Origin of the sequence: Qipengyuania sp. (assembly GCF_043423005.1) — a bacterium.
GTDB lineage: Bacteria > Pseudomonadota > Alphaproteobacteria > Sphingomonadales > Sphingomonadaceae > Qipengyuania.
Genome location: NZ_JBHWMI010000012.1, coordinates 1 through 16,233, shown reverse-complemented (window position 1 = coordinate 16,233; position 16,233 = coordinate 1). Strand labels below are relative to the sequence as shown.

15 protein-coding genes are annotated in these 16,233 nt (G+C 66.9%); 11 read left to right on the top strand and 4 right to left on the bottom strand.

Going from position 1 to position 16,233, the window contains the following annotated elements; all coding sequences use genetic code 11:
* Positions 1–223: 223 nt before the first annotated feature.
* Positions 224–1,639 (bottom strand): succinylglutamate-semialdehyde dehydrogenase, encoded by a 1,416-nt coding sequence (astD, locus tag ACHFFA_RS02705; protein ID WP_394269300.1) that lies wholly within the window; start codon positions 1,637–1,639, stop codon positions 224–226.
* A gap of 89 nt (positions 1,640–1,728) precedes the next feature.
* Positions 1,729–3,135, bottom strand: a complete 1,407-nt coding sequence (locus ACHFFA_RS02700; protein ID WP_394269299.1) for a protein adenylyltransferase SelO family protein — start codon at positions 3,133–3,135, stop codon at positions 1,729–1,731.
* Positions 3,136–3,213: 78 nt separating this feature from the next.
* On the opposite strand from ACHFFA_RS02700, the gene ACHFFA_RS02695 reads away from it, so the two are divergent.
* The 4 genes from ACHFFA_RS02695 (at position 3,214) to ACHFFA_RS02680 (ending at position 7,537) form a co-directional block, all read left to right on the top strand.
* Complete coding sequence (locus tag ACHFFA_RS02695) at positions 3,214–4,089, top strand: alpha/beta fold hydrolase (protein ID WP_394269298.1); 876 nt, start codon at positions 3,214–3,216, stop codon at positions 4,087–4,089.
* Positions 4,086–5,234, top strand: coding sequence for a glycosyltransferase family 4 protein (locus tag ACHFFA_RS02690; RefSeq protein WP_394269297.1), 1,149 nt, complete (start codon positions 4,086–4,088; stop codon positions 5,232–5,234). Before ACHFFA_RS02695 ends, ACHFFA_RS02690 begins: the two co-directional genes overlap by 4 nt.
* A 136-nt stretch (positions 5,235–5,370) precedes the next feature.
* A complete protein-coding gene (locus ACHFFA_RS02685; protein WP_394269296.1) occupies positions 5,371–6,177 on the top strand; it encodes a tetratricopeptide repeat protein in 807 nt (268 codons plus the stop codon).
* A gap of 10 nt (positions 6,178–6,187) precedes the next feature.
* The gene (locus ACHFFA_RS02680) at positions 6,188–7,537 is read left to right on the top strand and encodes a PQQ-binding-like beta-propeller repeat protein (RefSeq protein ID WP_394269295.1); all 1,350 of its coding nucleotides are present in this window, start codon (positions 6,188–6,190) and stop codon (positions 7,535–7,537) included.
* A 15-nt stretch (positions 7,538–7,552) separates the two neighbouring features.
* On the opposite strand, the gene ACHFFA_RS02675 is transcribed toward ACHFFA_RS02680, so the two are convergent.
* Positions 7,553–8,923 (bottom strand): glutamate--cysteine ligase, encoded by a 1,371-nt coding sequence (locus ACHFFA_RS02675; RefSeq protein WP_394269294.1) that lies wholly within the window; start codon positions 8,921–8,923, stop codon positions 7,553–7,555.
* Between the two features lie 45 nt (positions 8,924–8,968).
* A complete protein-coding gene (locus ACHFFA_RS02670) occupies positions 8,969–9,727 on the bottom strand; it encodes a 16S rRNA (uracil(1498)-N(3))-methyltransferase (protein ID WP_394269293.1) in 759 nt (252 codons plus the stop codon).
* A gap of 40 nt (positions 9,728–9,767) precedes the next feature.
* Between ACHFFA_RS02670 and ubiA the strand changes: the two genes are divergently transcribed.
* From ubiA to rseP, 7 genes are all read left to right on the top strand, one after another.
* Complete coding sequence (ubiA, locus tag ACHFFA_RS02665; protein WP_394269292.1) at positions 9,768–10,700, top strand: 4-hydroxybenzoate octaprenyltransferase; 933 nt, start codon at positions 9,768–9,770, stop codon at positions 10,698–10,700.
* 89 nt (positions 10,701–10,789) lie between these two features.
* Positions 10,790–11,515, top strand: coding sequence for a UMP kinase (pyrH, locus tag ACHFFA_RS02660; protein WP_394269291.1), 726 nt, complete (start codon positions 10,790–10,792; stop codon positions 11,513–11,515).
* Positions 11,516–11,533: 18 nt separating this feature from the next.
* Positions 11,534–12,091 (top strand): ribosome recycling factor, encoded by a 558-nt coding sequence (gene frr / locus ACHFFA_RS02655; protein ID WP_394269290.1) that lies wholly within the window; start codon positions 11,534–11,536, stop codon positions 12,089–12,091.
* A gap of 118 nt (positions 12,092–12,209) precedes the next feature.
* On the top strand, positions 12,210–12,881 hold the full coding sequence (gene uppS, locus ACHFFA_RS02650; protein WP_394269289.1) for a polyprenyl diphosphate synthase: 672 nt from the start codon (positions 12,210–12,212) through the stop codon (positions 12,879–12,881).
* Between the two features lie 55 nt (positions 12,882–12,936).
* Positions 12,937–13,614 carry a phosphatidate cytidylyltransferase gene (locus ACHFFA_RS02645; protein WP_394269288.1) on the top strand — a complete coding sequence of 226 codons (678 nt, stop codon included), beginning with the start codon at positions 12,937–12,939 and terminating at the stop codon, positions 13,612–13,614.
* Positions 13,611–14,768, top strand: a complete 1,158-nt coding sequence (locus ACHFFA_RS02640; protein ID WP_394269287.1) for a 1-deoxy-D-xylulose-5-phosphate reductoisomerase — start codon at positions 13,611–13,613, stop codon at positions 14,766–14,768. Before ACHFFA_RS02645 ends, ACHFFA_RS02640 begins: the two co-directional genes overlap by 4 nt.
* A gap of 26 nt (positions 14,769–14,794) precedes the next feature.
* Entirely contained in the window at positions 14,795–15,904 is a 1,110-nt protein-coding gene (gene rseP, locus ACHFFA_RS02635; protein WP_394269335.1) for an RIP metalloprotease RseP, read from the top strand.
* Positions 15,905–16,233: the final 329 nt, after the last annotated feature.

Sequence of the window (16,233 nt, the reverse complement as noted above, 5' to 3'; positions counted from 1 at the left end):
GGCAAGGCATTCGGTGCGCCGATGCCCTCAAAGTCCCAGAACTTTCCCTGACAATCGAGTTGCGGCTGGTTCAGTTTTCTTTGTCTAAAGCTGAATGCCTGAGATGCAGCGCTTATCTGACGACCAGCTCGACGCCGCGCCCACCCGCGGTTGACAGCGCGATCCTCCCGGATCGTGAGGCGCCGTCCTCCCCACACGGGGCAGGACGGCGCCTGTTCGCCAATCAGCTGTCGCGCACGCCTACGCCGAGGCTGGCGCGGGGTTGTTCCATTTCGGTGCTGGCGACCGGATAGGCGCAATAGTCGGCCGCATAATAGGCGGCCGGGCGATGGTTTCCCGACAGTCCGACGCCGCCGAAGGGGGCGGCTGACGAGGCCCCGTTGGTCGGCCGGTTCCAGTTGACGATGCCGGCCCGCGCTTCGTTCCAGAACAGTTCGAAGTCTTGCGGGCCACCCCCGATCAACGATGCGGCGAGGCCATAACGGGTGTTGTTCGCCTCCATGATCGCCTCGTTGAAATCGGCGACGCGGATGACTTGGAGCAGTGGACCGAACAATTCGATATCGGGGCGCTCGTCCATCTCGGTCGCGTCGATAAGGGCGGGGGTGAGGAACGGCAGGTTCTCGTGCGGGCGCTTCATATGCAGGATCGGCTTGCCGCCACGGCTCATCAGCGCGACAAAGCTTTCCGAGAGGAGGTCGGCCGTCTGGTTGTCGATCACCGGACCCATATAGGGCTGGGGGTCGGCGAAGGGCTGGTCCACGATCAGTCGTTCAGCGAGCTTCTTCACTGCCGGCACGATCCGGTCGTACATCGAATCCACCACAACCAGCCGCCGGGCGGCACTGCATCGCTGGCCAGCGGTGGTAAAGGCGGACTGGATGATGGTGACGGCAGCATCGTCGATCTTGGGCGTGTCGATGACGACGATGGGGTTGTTGCCCCCCATCTCCAGCGCCACGATCTTGCCCGGATCGGCGGCCAGCTTGCGATTGATGGCGATACCGGCACGCGCGGATCCGGTGAACAGCACGCCGTTGACCATCCAGTGCTCGACCAGCGCCTTGCCTTCCTCGGGCCCGCCATGCAGGCATTGGATGACATTTTCCGGCATCCCGGCCTTGTGGAAACAGCGGACCAGAAACTCGCCTACCGCGGGGGTCTTCTCGCTCGGCTTGAAGATGACGACATTACCGGCGATCAGGGCCGGTACGATATGGCCGTTGGGCAGGTGCGCGGGGAAGTTGTAGGGGCCGAGCACCGCCATCACCCCGTGCGGCTTGTGGCGCAGGGCCGCCGTCCCCTGCAGCGCACTGTTGAGCTTCTTCTGTCCGGTGCGGTCGGCATAGGCACTGATCGAGATTTCGACCTTGCCGATCACCGCCTCGACTTCGGTGCGCGCTTCCCACAAGGGCTTGCCGGTTTCGCGCGCGATCAGTTCGGCGAAGGGCTCGGCCTGCTTGCGCACCTGATTGGCAAATCGCCGCACCAGTTCGATGCGCTGGCCGAGCGGTTGCTGAGCCCAGCCGCGTTTCGCATCCACCGCCCGTTCGACCGCCTCTTCGACATTGCCGGCATGGCCCCGCCACACTTCGTTGCCGGTAGCGGGTTCGAACGAGACGAGTTCGGATTGCGACACGTTAACCTGGCCCCTTGCTGGCGATCTGTCGGTAGGACTGCATTCCCCCTCCGGGGGCGAGGGCGCTGTGTGCCCTATTGAACGGCGCGTCAACCGGACGGAGAGTGGCCGGACGGCACGGGCGCCGGTCCATGTGCCTCGCCCATCCGCCGGATTGCGGCGATCTTGCGTGTCAGCGGATCCCAATCGTCGTGCTCGGCAATCGGTTGCCACAGGCTTTCGACCTCCTCGATCACCATCGTTTGCGGGCGTTCGTCGCTCCAGTAGGCATGGCTGCTGTCGGCCCGATCGCGATCGGCGAGAAGGGCCGCAATTTCAGCGGGCGCATCCCGGCCGCCGCGATGCGCGTGGAAGAAGCGGTCCGGCGGATCCTCGCTGCGGGTCAGCAATCGCTCGGAGGCCGCGACAAGTTCGGCGTCAGCCTCCGGCCCTTTCGTCGCGACACCCAGACGCCAGCACCATCTGCGCCCGAGAGCGGCGGTATACAGCGGACCGAACCGTTCCAGTGCCGCGATCAGCGGCGGCGCGTCGGCCAGCAAGCGCAGGGCAAGCGCGAGCTGGGCACAATTCCAGTGCAGCGCTTCCGGCTGGCGGCCAAAGGCATAGAGACCCGCATGGTCGAAGTAGGCCGCGGTGAACCCCGGCTGCCACCGCGGCAAGAAGCGCCACGGCCCGTAATCGAAACTTTCGCCGCTGATGTTCATGTTGTCGGTATTGAGAACGCCGTGGACGAAGCCGGCGACCATCCAGCTCGCTGCAAGATCGGCCAGCCGTTCGACCACCAGATGCATCAACCGCACCGCCGGCTGCTCGCGCGCCGGCGCGTCGTCCGGGGGCGGCGGACCGGGAAACCGGGTAAGGCAATAATCGACCAGCGCGTCCATCTCATCGCGCTGGTCCAGCGCCAGCAGCCGCTGAAATGTGCCGATGCGGATATGTCCGTGGCTGAGCCGGGTGAGAACGGCGGAACGGGTGGGCGAGGGTTCGTCCCCCCGCCACAGAGCCTCGCCCGTCTCGACGACGGAAAACGTCTTCGATGTGTAGACACCCAGCGCCTCGAGCATTTCGGTCGCGAGGATTTCGCGCACGGCACCTTTCAAGGTCAGACGGCCATCGCCGGCACGGCTCCACGGAGTCTGGCCCGATCCCTTGGTGCCAAGGTCGAGCAGCCGGCCGGCGCCGTCCCGCATCTGCGCGAACAGGAAGCCGCGGCCGTCGCCGATTTCGGGATTGTAGACCCGGAACTGATGGCCGTGATAGCGCAGCGCAAGCGGCCGGAGCAAATTATCGGGCAAGGGTTCGAACCGCCCGAAATGCGCTTGCCATCTTTCGTCGGTCAGATCGCTCAGACCCACCGCCGCCGCCCAGCGATCGTTGCGAAAGCGCACTCGCGTTTCGGGAAACCGCGCCGCGTCGACCGGGTCGCCCAGCCATTCGGCCAGCGCCGTAATCGGCGTTTCGGGCTGATAGGACGAGGGCGCAGGGGCAATCGGCATTGCACCGGGATGGGGCGGTGAGCGGCGGCATGCAAGTCGCGGCTCGAAATTCCTCGCGGCCTTCGCTACCGAGCGGGAATGGATAACCCTTACAAGGACGCCCGCTGGACCAGCGCGGACGGGCTAGAGCTGTATTTCCGCGACTATCGGGGCACCGCCGAGGCCGCGTCCCGTCCGCCGGTCATCTGCCTCCACGGCCTCACCCGCAACAGCCGCGATTTCGAATTGCTGGCGCCGCATATTGCGCAGCAGGGGTGGCGGGTGATCGTCCCCGAAATGCGCGGGCGGGGCCATAGCGCCTATGCCGAAGACAGTTCCAGCTATGCGGTTCCGACCTATATCGCCGATCTGGCTGCGCTGCTGGAGCAGGAAGGCATCGATCGCTTCGTTTCCATCGGCACCTCGATGGGCGGATTGATGACGATGGCGATGGCGCAGGCATGGCCCGGGCGGATCGCCGGTGCGTTGCTCAACGATATCGGCCCGATCGTGCAGGCCGACGGCCTTACGCATATCCGTGGCTATCTGGGGCAGGGGCGCAGTTTCTCGACCTGGATGCACGCTGCCCGTGCGCTGGAAGAAACGCACGGCGCGGCCCACCCGGGCTATGCCACCGAAGACTGGATCGGCTTGGCCAAGCGCACGATGACGCTGTGCAACAACGGGCGCATCGCCTTCGATTACGACATGAAGATCGCCGAACCGATCATGGCCGCCGACGAGAACGCGGTGCCGCCCGACCTGTGGCCGGCGTTCGATGCGCTGGCTGCTGTGCCGCTGTTGCTGGTCCGCGGTGCCCTGTCGGGCCTCCTCAGCGAAGAGACCTTTGCCGAGATGCAGGCCCGCGCACCGGGCGCCGATGCAGTGACCGTGCCGGGCGTCGGCCATGCCCCGACGCTTGACGAGCCCGAAGCCCGCGCCGCCATCGACGCGCTGCTCGCCCGCGTCGGATGAACACCCGGAAGACCGGCGCCGCGCCGCATGTGCTCCATGTCTATTCGGGGCTCGGTCCGGCGGGCGAGGTGCGGCGCCTGCCCGATATCGTGCGCGGCTTCGGTTCCCGATTGCGCCATTCGGTGGTGCTCGCCGAGGATGGCGCCGACATCGGACCGCGCGACTTCGGCAAAGGCATAGATCTCGACCTGTCGCCGGCATTCCCGTCGCTCGAAGGCCGGCCGCTGCCCGGTCGGCTTGCGCGGATCGCCCGGGCGATGCAGCCCTACGATCTGGTGCTGTCGTACAACTATGGCGCGCTCGACGCGGCGATGGCGGCAACGCTGTTCAAGGATGCGTTCGGCCTCCCCCCGCTGATCCATTTCGAGGACGACCTCGGTGACGAAAGCTTCGACCGCCTGCGCCGTTCGCGCACCTGGTATCGCCGCATCGCGCTGGGCAAGACGGCAGGGCTGGTCGTCCCGCTCGAACGGCTGGAAGAAATCGCGCTGATCGATTGGCAGCAGCCGCTGGGGCGGGTGAAACATATCCCGTTTCCGATCGATACCAAATTGCAGGCGATGAAGACCAAGCCCGATGCCCTCAGGCTGATCAAGCGCCCTGGTGAACGCTGGATTGGTGCGGTCGCAGACTTCGATCGCACTGACAGCCTCCCGGCCCTCGTGCGGGCCTTTGCCGCGATTGCCGACCCTGCCTGGCAGCTGGTCATCCTGGGCGAAGGCGCGGCGCGCCAGGCCATCGAGGCGGAAGCCGATCGGCTTCAGATCAACGACCGGGTGCATCTTCCCGGCCCGGGGCGCGATCCGGACCGGGCGATCGGTCTGTTCGACATCTTCGCCCAGACCTCGGACGAGATTCCGGTGCCGCTCGCTCTGACAAAGGCGATGGCCGCCGGGATGCCGGTGGCGGCCATGCGCACCCCCGGCATCGCCAAAACCCTCGCCCCGGACAACGACGAACTGCTGGGCGCACCCGGCAACGAGGACGAGCTGGCCGCCATGTTGTGCAAGCTCGCCGCGGACAAGGCACTGCGCGAACGGCTGGGCGATGCCAACCGCCGCCAGGCGATCGAACAGTTCGACCCGGAGCGGATTACCTCGACCCTTGCCCGCCTGTTCGCCAGCGCGATGCGGCGCGAGATCTGATCATGCCCGGTTTAAGCGAAGGTTCACCCGCCGGGGGACAGGCATCCGGCCACGGCTGCGCGGCCATTGCCCTTGCCGCGCGGCCTGCCTAAAGACGCGCCGCATACGCAACCGACACGATGGGAGCCCGCCCGCAGTGGCCCGCACACCGACACCTGCCCTGACCTCCGACGAAAAGCGCGCCCGGGCAGACGCGGCGCAGCAGAACGCGCTGTTGCAGGAAGTCGACGACGCGGTCCGCCGGAGCGATCTCGACAGTTTCATCGCCCGTTACGGCAAGCCGCTGCTCGCCTTGCTGGTCGTCCTGCTGCTGGCCTTCGCGGCCTACCTGTTCTGGCAGCATCGCCAGAACGTCGCGCGCGAGAAGGATGCCGAGGTCCTGATTACCGCGCTCGACCAGATCCAGGCCGGCAATCTGCCAGCCGCGGATCAGCGGCTGACCGCGCTTTCCGCCGAAGATAACACCGCCACGGGGGCGGCCGCCCGCTTGCTGCGCGGCGGGCTTGCCGCAGAGCGCGGCGACGCCGCCGGGGCGGCCCGCCTGTTCGCCGAGGTTGCGAGTGACGCTGGCGCACCGCAGGCGCTGCGCGATGTCGCCCGCATCCGCGAGGTGGCCACCCGCTATGACAGCATGAAACCGGCCGACGTCATCGCCGCGCTCAAGCCCCTGGCCGTGCCGGGCCGGCCATATTTCGCCGGTGCCGGCGAACTGGTCGCCCATGCCTATCTTGCGCAGGGGCAGCGGGCCGAGGCGGGAACCCTGTTCGCGCAGATCGCCAAGGATCCCGACACGCCGCAGAGTGCGCGCTCGCGAATGCTCAACATGGCGGGCATCCTTGGTGTCGATGCGGTCGATGACGTGCGCGAGGTACTCGAAGCGCAGGGCGTGCAGCCCGCGCCGCAAACAGACGGGGCCGCCGCCGCGTCGCCCGAAACGGAATGAGATCAGCCCGATGACCGAGACGACCATCCGCCCCGCCTTGCGGTTCATGCTGACCAGTGCGCTCGCGCTCGGTCTTTCGGCCTGCGCCGGAGGACTGTTCGGCGGCGGCGACAAGAAGACCACGCCGACCATCGGGGAACGCGAGCCGATCCTCTCGCGCATCGAAAGCGGCGCGAAGGTCGATCCCGCCCTTGCCGGTGTCGCGGTGACATTGCCGGCGGCCCAGCCGAACCCCAGCTGGGCGCAGACCGGCGGCACTGCCAGCAAGAGCTATGGCCATCCCGCCCTGGCCCAGAACCCCGCGCGGGCGTTCAGCGTCAATGTTGCCGGCAGCAGCAAGCAGCGGCGGCTGGCGGCGGCACCCGTGGTGGGCGGTGGGCGGCTATATGTCGTCGGGACCGATGGCCGGGTAAGCGCCTTCGACGCGGCGACCGGCGCATCGGTCTGGGCCTATCAGGCCGATCTTTCCGAAGATCTGCGCCCCTCGGCCTTCGGTGGCGGCGTCAGCTATGACGGCGGCACGCTGTATGGCACCGACGGGGTCGGCAACGTCTATGCCCTCAATGCCGAAACCGGTGCGCAATTGTGGAAAGTGAAACCCGCCGGCCCCTTGCGCGGTGCACCGACGATCGCGTTCGACAACGTCTTTGTGATGACGCAGGACAATCAGCTATTCGCGCTCAACGCCGCGAATGGCGAGGTCAACTGGCAGGAATCCGGCTCGACCACGCAGGCCGGGGTATTCGGGGTCGCGGCGCCGGCGGCCGGGCAGGGCACCGTGGTTGCCGGTTATACCTCGGGCGAGCTGGTCGCCTATCGCTACGAGAATGGGCGTAACCTGTGGGCCGATGCGCTGGCACAGACCTCGATCTCGACCCAGGTCGGCACGCTCAACGATATCGACGCCGATCCGATCATCGATAACGGCCGGGTCTATGCGCTGGGGCAGGGTGGACGCATGGCCGCCTACGAGCTCCTGAGCGGACAGCGCATCTGGGAACTGAGCCTGGCCGGCATTTCGACCCCGGCGGTCGCCGGCAACTGGATCTTCGTGCTGACCGATGACGGCCGCCTGCTGGCAATCGCGCGCGAGACCGGAAAGGTTCGCTGGCTGACCCAGTTGCCGCAATATCGCAATGCCGAGGACAAGAAGGGCGCGATCTACTGGCGCGGTCCGGTGCTTGCGGGGGGGCAGCTGTGGCTGGTGAACTCGCTGGGGCAGGTTTACCGGGTAGGGACCGAAGAGGGCTCGGCGAGCCTGTTCACCACGCTCGATCAGCCGATCAGCCTCGCGCCGGTTGTGGCCGACAATACGCTGTATGTGATGGATGATTCGGGCCGGATAACCGCCTTTCGCTAAGGCGGCCGGGGCCAGTCAGAAGGCGTCCCGGTAAACCTGGGCGATATCGCCCTGCCATTCGCCGGCATAGCGGTCGAGCAGGACCTGTGCCGGCGGCCTGCCCGAAGCGACGATCTCGTCGAGGGTCTCGAGAAAGCCGGTCTCGTTATCGCCGCTCGCATTGAGGCGGTTTCGCGCCGTCAGCCCGGCGCGCGCGATGGCCATGACCTCGCGCGCAAACTCGCCCAGACTCCGGCCGTCCGGCACGCGCGCATCGAGCGCGTGGCGGGGGACAGAACTACGTAGCGTCTCGCGTTCCTCCATCGACCAGTCCTTGACCAGATCCCAGGCCGCATCGAGCGCCTGCTGATCATAAAGCAGCCCGACCCAGAACGCTGGTAAGGCACAGATCCGACTCCACGGCCCGCCGTCCGCACCGCGCATCTCGAGAAAGCTTTTCAGGCGCACCTCGGGGAAGGCGGTCGACAGATGATCCCACCAGTCGCTCTGCCGCGGTCGTTCGCCAGGCAGCACCGCCAGCCGTCCGTCCAGAAAATCGCGAAAGCTGAGGCCGGCAGCGTCGATATACCGCCCGTCGCGGAACACGAAGTACATCGGCACGTCGAGGATGTAGTCCGCCCATCGCTGATACCCGAAGCCGTCCTCGAAGACGAACGGCAGCATTCCAGTGCGCTGGGGGTCGGTATCGCTCCAGATATGGCTTCGAAACGAGAGGAAACCGTTGGGTTGCCCTTCGGTGAAGGGCGAATTGGCAAACAGCGCCGTCGCCAGTGGCTGGAGCGCGAGGCCCACGCGGAACTTGCGCACCATGTCGGCTTCGCTCGAATAGTCGAGGTTGACCTGGATCGTGCAGGTCCGCAGCATCATGTCCAGCCCCAGGCTTCCCACCCGCGGCATGTGATGACGCATGATTTCATAGCGGCCCTTGGGCATCACGGGCAGTTCGTCCCGGCGCTTGTCGGGCCACATGCCGAGACCGAGAAAGCCGAGACCCAGCCTCTCGCCCACCGCTTTGACCTGCGCCAGATGGCGCCCGGTTTCGGCGCAGGTCTGGTGCAGGTTCTCGAGCGGCGCGCCGGAAAGCTCTAGCTGGCCGGCGGGTTCGAGACTGACGGTGCCGTCCGCCCCGCGCATCGCGATGACCTTGCCGCCTTCCTCGACCGGGCTCCACCCGAACTCCTGCAATCCCAGCAGCAGGTCGCGGATCCCGCCGGGCTCGTCATAGGTCGGCGCGCGGTGATCGGCGGTACGGAAGACCAGCTTTTCGTGTTCGGTCCCGATGCGCCACGCCGCCTCCGGCTTCTCCCCGAGGGCCATCGGCGCAATCAGCTGGTCGAAGCTGTCGATAACCGGATCGTCGGCGGTGGAGGTTTCGCGGGTGCTCATTGCGGCCGCGTTAGGAAAGCGCTCGCGCGGTGGAAAGCGAATTGTTCACGCCCCGCCGCCCCAGTCGCCGGCCAGTCCCATCCACAGCGCGATCGCCGCGATCGCCGCGGTTTCGCCGCGCAGAATGCGCGGCCCGAGCGAGATCGGCTGCGCGCAGGGATGGGAGCGGATCGCCATGCGCTCCGCTTCGTCGAACCCCCCTTCCGGCCCGGTCAACAGCCCCGCCGGAGTGACGCGCGCCGCGGCGAAAGATGGACCGGCGGGGGTGCCCCCCTGTTCATCGGCAAAGAACAGCGTGCGCGACGCCGGCCAGTCCGCCAGCAACCGGTCCAGCGGGACGACCGCTTCGAGCCGGGGCAGCGCGGTGCGCGCGCATTGTTCCGCCGCCTCGGTCACGATGGTTCGTGCGCGTTCGGGATTGAGGCTGTCGGCCACGCAGCGGCGCGTCACCACCGGTGCGATCCGGGCGACGCCAAGCTCGGTCGCCTTTTCGAGAACCAGATCGAACCGGTCCTTCTTGAGCAAGGCGGGGCACAGCCACAGGTCCGGCACCGCTTCGCGCGGGCGCAGATGCTCGGCCGGTTCGAGCAGGAGGTCTCGTTTGCCGGCCTCGACGACGAGCGCGGACCATTCGCCCGTCTGATCGTCGCACAGGATGACGGGAGAGGACGGCCCGACCCGCATGACGCGCAGCAGGTAATGCGCCTGGTTGCCCTCGATCCGGATCGGGGTGCCTGGCTCGATCCGATCGCTGACGAACAGGCGCGGCGCGCTGCGCGGCGGCCAGGCGGGGGTGGCGGGCATGGCTTTCCTGATGGCCGGGCTCCGACTAGGAAGCAAGCCCATGACCAGACCCGCCCGTTCCTCCGCCGATATCGGCGACGGCATCGTCCCCGACAGCGAGCACCGCGGGCTCGTCGCGCTGCTGCCGCCGCGCCTGCGCGACCTGGCGCTGCTGGCACGGTTCGATCGCCCGATCGGTTGGTGGCTGTTGTTCTGGCCCTGCGTCTGGGGCGTTTGGCTGACGGGGGCGGGGTGGCAGTGGGCGCTGCTCGGCCTGATGCTCGCCGGCAGCATCGCCATGCGCGGCGCGGGCTGCGTCTATAACGATATCGTCGATGCCCGGCTCGACCGGCAGGTCGCGCGCACCGCCAGCCGCCCGGTGGCGAGCGGGCGGGTGTCGAAGACACTTGCCTGGGCCTGGCTGGGCGCGCTGTCGCTGGTGGGGCTGGCGGTGCTTCTGCAGCTGCGCCTCCTGGCGCAGATGGTGGCGGTGGGCAGTCTGCTAGCGGTTGCCGCCTATCCGTTCATGAAGCGCATCACCTGGTGGCCGCAGGCGTGGCTCGGGCTGGTCTTCAGCTGGGGCCTGCTGGTGGGCTGGACGCAGCTGCGCGCCGATAACTGGGATGCGCTGGCAGCCATGTATCTGGGCAGCGCGCTGTGGGTGGTGGGGTATGACACCATCTACGCGATGCAGGACCGTGAAGACGATGCCCTGGTCGGCATCCGCTCGTCCGCCTTGCGATTGGGCCGGCAGGTGCGATCCGGTGTCGCGCTGTTCTACACCGGCGCTGTAGGGCTGTGGGCGCTTGCCTTCTGGCTGTACCGCGAGGATTGGGTGGCCCTCGTCGCCCTGATGCCCGCCGCCTGGCATCTCGCCTGGCAGGTCACCACACTGGACGAGCGCGATCCGGCCAATCCTCTCGCCCGGTTCCGCGCCAACCGCTGGACCGGGCTGCTGGTAGCTGCAGCTTGCTTCGTCGTCGGCAACGCCTGAGCGCGCCGCGTCAGGCTTTCTCCTTTGCGAACGCACCGCTTCGTGGCTAAGGGGCTGGCACATCCTTCGAGCCCGGATCCCGCATTCCCATGACCTTGCCCACGATGAACCGCGTCCTGTTGAAATTGTCGGGCGAGGTGCTGATGGGTGACCAGCCGTTCGGAATCGATCCTGCCTTCGTCACCGAACTGGCCAAGGAAGTGAAGACCGCGAAGGACACGGGGCTGCAGATCTGCCTCGTCATCGGCGGGGGCAACATCTTCCGCGGTATTTCCGGCGCGGCGCAGGGGATGGACCGGGCGCAGGCGGATTACATGGGCATGCTGGCAACGGTAAAGAACGCCCTCGCCATGCAGAGCGCGCTCGAACAGATCGGGGTGCCCACGCGGGTCCAGTCGGCGATCCAGATGGACCAGGTGTGCGAACCGGTCATTCGCAGGCGCGCCGAACGGCACCTTGAAAAGGGGCGGATCGTGATCTTCGCCGCGGGTGTGGGCGCACCCTATTTCACGACCGATACCGGCGCGGCCCTGCGCGCGGCCGAGATGCGCTGCGATGCGCTGCTCAAGGGCACCAGCGTCGACGGGGTCTACGACAGCGATCCCAAGCACAATCCGCAGGCCCGGCGCTTCGACACCGTCACCTACGACCGCGTGCTGGCCGACAATCTCAAGGTGATGGATGCAACCGCGGTCGCCCTGTGCCGCGACAACGACATTCCGATCGTCGTGTTCTCGATCCGCGAGAAGGGCAACCTTGCCCGCGTGCTTTCGGGCCAGGGGACGCAGACGATCGTTACCCGTTCAGGCGAATAGGAAAGAGGAAAGCCCGTCATGGCTAAATACGACAAGGCCGATATCGAGCGCCGGATGAAGGGCGCGGTCGAAAGCCTGCGAGGCGATCTTGCCGGCCTGCGCACCGGCCGTGCGAACACCAGCCTGCTCGACCCGGTGGTGGTGGAAGTCTATGGCGCGATGATGCCGCTCTCGCAGGTCGCCACCGTGTCCGCCCCCGAACCGCGCATGCTGAGCGTGCAGGTCTGGGACAAGGCGAATGTGACCGCGGTCGAAAAGGGGATCGCCAAGTCGAACCTTGGCCTCAACCCGATGATCGACGGTCAGAACGTGCGGCTGCCGATCCCCGATCTCACGCAGGAGCGCCGCAAGGATCTGGCCAAGCTTGCCGGCGAATACGGCGAGAAGGGCAAGATCGCCATCCGCAACGTCCGGCGTGACGGGATGGAGGCGTTGAAGGACGACGAGAAGAAAAAGGAAATTTCCGAGGACGAGCGCAAGCGTTCCGAAGATGCGGTGCAGAAGCTGACCGATAGCCACATTGCCGAAATCGACGAGGTCGTGGCCAAGAAGATTCAGGAAATCACCACCCAGTGACGCGGGGGGCCGGTCTTGCCGGGTGCAGCCCGGAGGCGAATTCCGCGTCGGCCCTTGCGACCGGCGGCCTTGCCCGCCGGAATGGCGATGCCGGATTTGCGCCTTGGAAGGTACGCGGATGAGCGCCGCCCGCCATGTTGCCATCATCATGGACGGCAATGGCCGCTGGGCCAAGCGCCGGCACCTTCCGCGCGCGATGGGGCATCGCAAGGGCGTCGAGGCGGTGCGGGCGCTGGTCCGGGCGTTGAAGACGATCGAGCTCGAATGCCTCACGCTCTACGCGTTCAGTTCGGAAAACTGGAAACGACCCGAGGACGAGGTCGACGACCTGATGGATCTGATGCGCCGGTTCATCAAATCGGACCTGCCCGAGTTCATCGAGCATGACGTCCGGCTGAAGATTATCGGCAACTGGCAGGCGCTTGCGCCCGATATCGTCGAAATGCTCGAAGACGCGCTGCGCCAGACGGAAAACGGCACGCGAACCCTTGCGGTGGCGTTGAATTACGGCGCGCAGGCCGAGATCGTCGAGGCGGCACGCAAGGCGGCGGCAGCTGGCGAAATCACGGAACGTTCGCTCGCCGCTCACCTCTACACGGCCGATCTGCCCCCGCTCGACCTGCTGATCCGGACCAGCGGCGAAGTGCGCCTGTCGAACTTCCTTCTGTGGCAATCGGCCTATGCCGAGATGCTGTTCACCGATGTTCTGTGGCCCGATTTCACCCCGGCCCATCTGCTGGACGCCCTTGAGCATTTTGCGGTCAGGGAACGGCGCTTTGGCGGACGCTAACGGCCTTGCACCCGATCGGCGGCGTGACCGCCTGAAGCGGCGGGCGCGGCGAGTCATGCGTGTACCGCTGTCCGTGCGCACGTCCGACCTGCCGGTCCGCGTCGCATCGGCAGCGGTCATGCTGGTGGTCGCCGGGGCGGCGCTGTGGGCGGGCGGAGTCTGGCTCGACCTGTTCGTGGGTTCTGTCGCCCTCGCTTGCCTGGCGGAGTTCGTGCGGCTGGTCTGGCGCGCGGCGCGCACCGCGGCATGGCGCGCAGCGGGAACGGCGTTTGCTGCGCTATACATCGGGCTGGCCGCGTGGTCGCTGGCAGAGCTTCCGGTCGGCGTTGTCCTGGGCGTCTTTGCGGTCGTGGTCGCGACCGACAGTGGGGCCTATTTCAGCGGGCGGACGATCGGGGGGCCGCGGATCGCGCCATCGATCAGTCCATCCAAGACCTGGGCCGGGCTTGGCGGCGGAATGCTTGCGGCTGGTCTGGTCTCGTTCGCGTTCTTCTATTCCAATGTGGGGGACCGGGCCTTTTCTATAATGGGGCTGGTTGCCCTCGTCGCCGGAGCAGGGCTCGCCATCCTCGCTCAGATGGGTGACTTTTTCGAAAGCTGGCTCAAGCGGCGCGCGAAGATGAAGGACAGCTCCAACCTCATCCCCGGCCATGGCGGCGTCTTTGATCGGGTGGACGGTCTCATCCCGGTCAGCATCGCGGCGGCCCTGTTGTGGTTCAAGGTGCACCCATGAGCCGCACGATCACCATTCTCGGCGCGACGGGTTCGGTCGGTGCATCGACGCTCGATCTGGTTCGCCGCAATCGCGAGCAATGGCAGGTCGGCGCGCTCACCGCGCACTCGCGGGCCGGGGAGCTGGCCTCGCTTGCCCGCGAATTCGGCGCGCGGCTCGCCGTCATCGCGGACGAGACGCAATTCCCCGCCTTGAAGGAAGCGCTCGCCGGAAGCGGGGTGGAGGCTGCCGCCGGCCGGGAGGCCCTGTGCGAGGCGGCGGCGCGTCCGGCGGACCTCGTCATGGCAGCGATCGTCGGATGCGCGGGGCTGGCGCCGGTCATGGCGGCGATCGAGCAGGGTCGCACCGTCGCGCTCGCCAACAAGGAGGCGCTGGTCTCCGCTGGCGAGGTGATGACCGCCGCGGTCGAGCGGCATGGGGCACGCCTGCTCCCGGTCGACAGCGAGCACAACGCGATCTTCCAGTGCCTGCAGGGCGGGCGGCTGGACGAGGTGCGATCCATCACGCTGACCGCGAGCGGCGGCCCGTTGCGGACGTGGACGCCCGCGCAGCTCGATGCTGCCACTCCGGCCGAGGCCATCGCGCATCCCAACTGGGACATGGGCGCCAAGATCAGCGTCGACAGTGCGACCATGTTCAACAAGGGCCTCGAGCTGATCGAGGCGCATCACCTGTTCCCGATTCCGCTCGAACGGATCCGCATTCTCGTCCACCCGCAAAGCGTCATCCATTCGATGGTCGAATACCGCGACGGCTCGACGCTGGCGCAGCTCGGGCCGAGCGATATGCGCGTGCCCATCGCCTCGTGCCTCGCCTGGCCCGAACGGATGGAAACCCCGATGCCTCCGCTCGATCTTGCCGCTGTAGGCGAACTGACCTTTTTCGAGCCGGACGAGGCACGCTTTCCCGCTACCGCCCTTGCGCGGCAGGCCGCGGAGGCGGGCGGGGCAGCGCCGGCGGTGCTCAACGCCGCGAATGAGATCGCGGTCGAAGCGTTTCTCGCCGGCAAGATAGCGTTCAGCCGGATCGCCCTATCGGTGCGGAGCGTTCTGGAAGCGGGCAACCTTCCGCCGGCCCCCCGCACGCTCGACGATGTGCTGATGATCGACGAAGCGGCGCGGGCGATGGCGCGCGAACGGCTGGAGGTACGCTGAACTTGGACGGATCGATCCCTTTCTGGATGTACATTCTCGGCTTCCCACTGTTGCTGGGGCCGCTGGTCACCTTGCATGAGCTTGGCCATTATCTCGTCGGGCGCTGGTTCGGGGTTCATGCCGAAGCCTTCTCGGTCGGCTTCGGCAAGGAACTGGCCGGTTTCACCGATCGCCGCGGTACCCGCTGGAAACTCAGCGCGCTCCCGCTTGGCGGCTATGTCCAGTTCAAGGGCGACATGAATCCCGCCAGCATTCCCGACCGCGCGGCGATCGCGCGGACCCCGCCCGCGGAACGGGCAGGCAATTTCCACCATGCCGCCTTGTGGAAACGGGCGCTCATCGTCTTCGCCGGGCCGGCGACCAATATCCTGGTTACCCTGGGCATCTTCGCCGCCTTTTTCATGACCTATGGTGCGCCCGGCACCGCCGATCCGGCCCAGTCCAATGTCGTCACCGGATTTGCCGAGAACTCGGCCGCACAGACCGCGGGCCTGCGCGAGGGTGACAGGATCGTTGCGATCGACGGCGAGCCGACACCCCGGTTCCAGGATATCCAGGACCGCGTCCTGATGTATCCCGAACGCCGCATCGTCCTTTCGATCGAACGCGAGGGCGAGGCCTTGCGCGTTCCCGTCACCATCGGGGCCAGTGTCGAGAGTGATCGTTTTGGCAACAGTTCGCGTGTCGGGCGGCTCGGCGTCACGTCCTCGCAGATGTCGTTCACCCCGGTCGGCCCGCTCGAAGCGGCGCGGCTGGCGGTCGATCAGTCGGCTGCGCTGGTGAAGATGCTGGTGACCGGGATCGGACAGATCTTCACCGGCGAACGGTCCGTCCAGGAACTCGGCGGGCCGATCAAGATCGCCAAGTTTTCGGGCGAGCAGCTCAGCATGGGGCCGTTGGCGTTCATCAACTTTGCGGCGCTGATCTCGCTTAACTTGGCATTCATCAACCTCCTGCCAATTCCCGCGCTCGACGGTGGGCATCTGGCGTTTTACGCGGCCGAAGCGGTCCGCCGCAAACCGCTCGACGCCCGCAGCACCGAGATCGCCTACCGGGCCGGGGTCGCCGTAGTCCTGGCGTTGATGGTATTCGTGACGGTGAACGATCTGGTGACGCTGCCCGTCTTCGGCAGCTGATCGTGGGGCTTGGCGGCGTGGACCGGGGTGGCCGCGTCGCTTGATTGGGCGGCCCGCTTGGTGCAGGGGGCGGGCGGACTGCCACAGGAGCAGTCGCCGCCGCGTCCCCGAGGCCGGCCGGTGTGTGGATTCAAGTGGACGGGAACCTCCTTGTCGATGACTCGATTTGCGACTGCCGCTAAGGCCGCTGATACTTCCATGGCGCGCCTGACGACGGCCCTGCTGACGGGGACCGCGCTGGCGTGTCTTGCCACGCCCGCGCTGGCGCAAAGCGTGCCGGATACCGGTGCGCAGCCTGCCCCGCAGTCGTCGCCCGCCGGGGCGCCGGT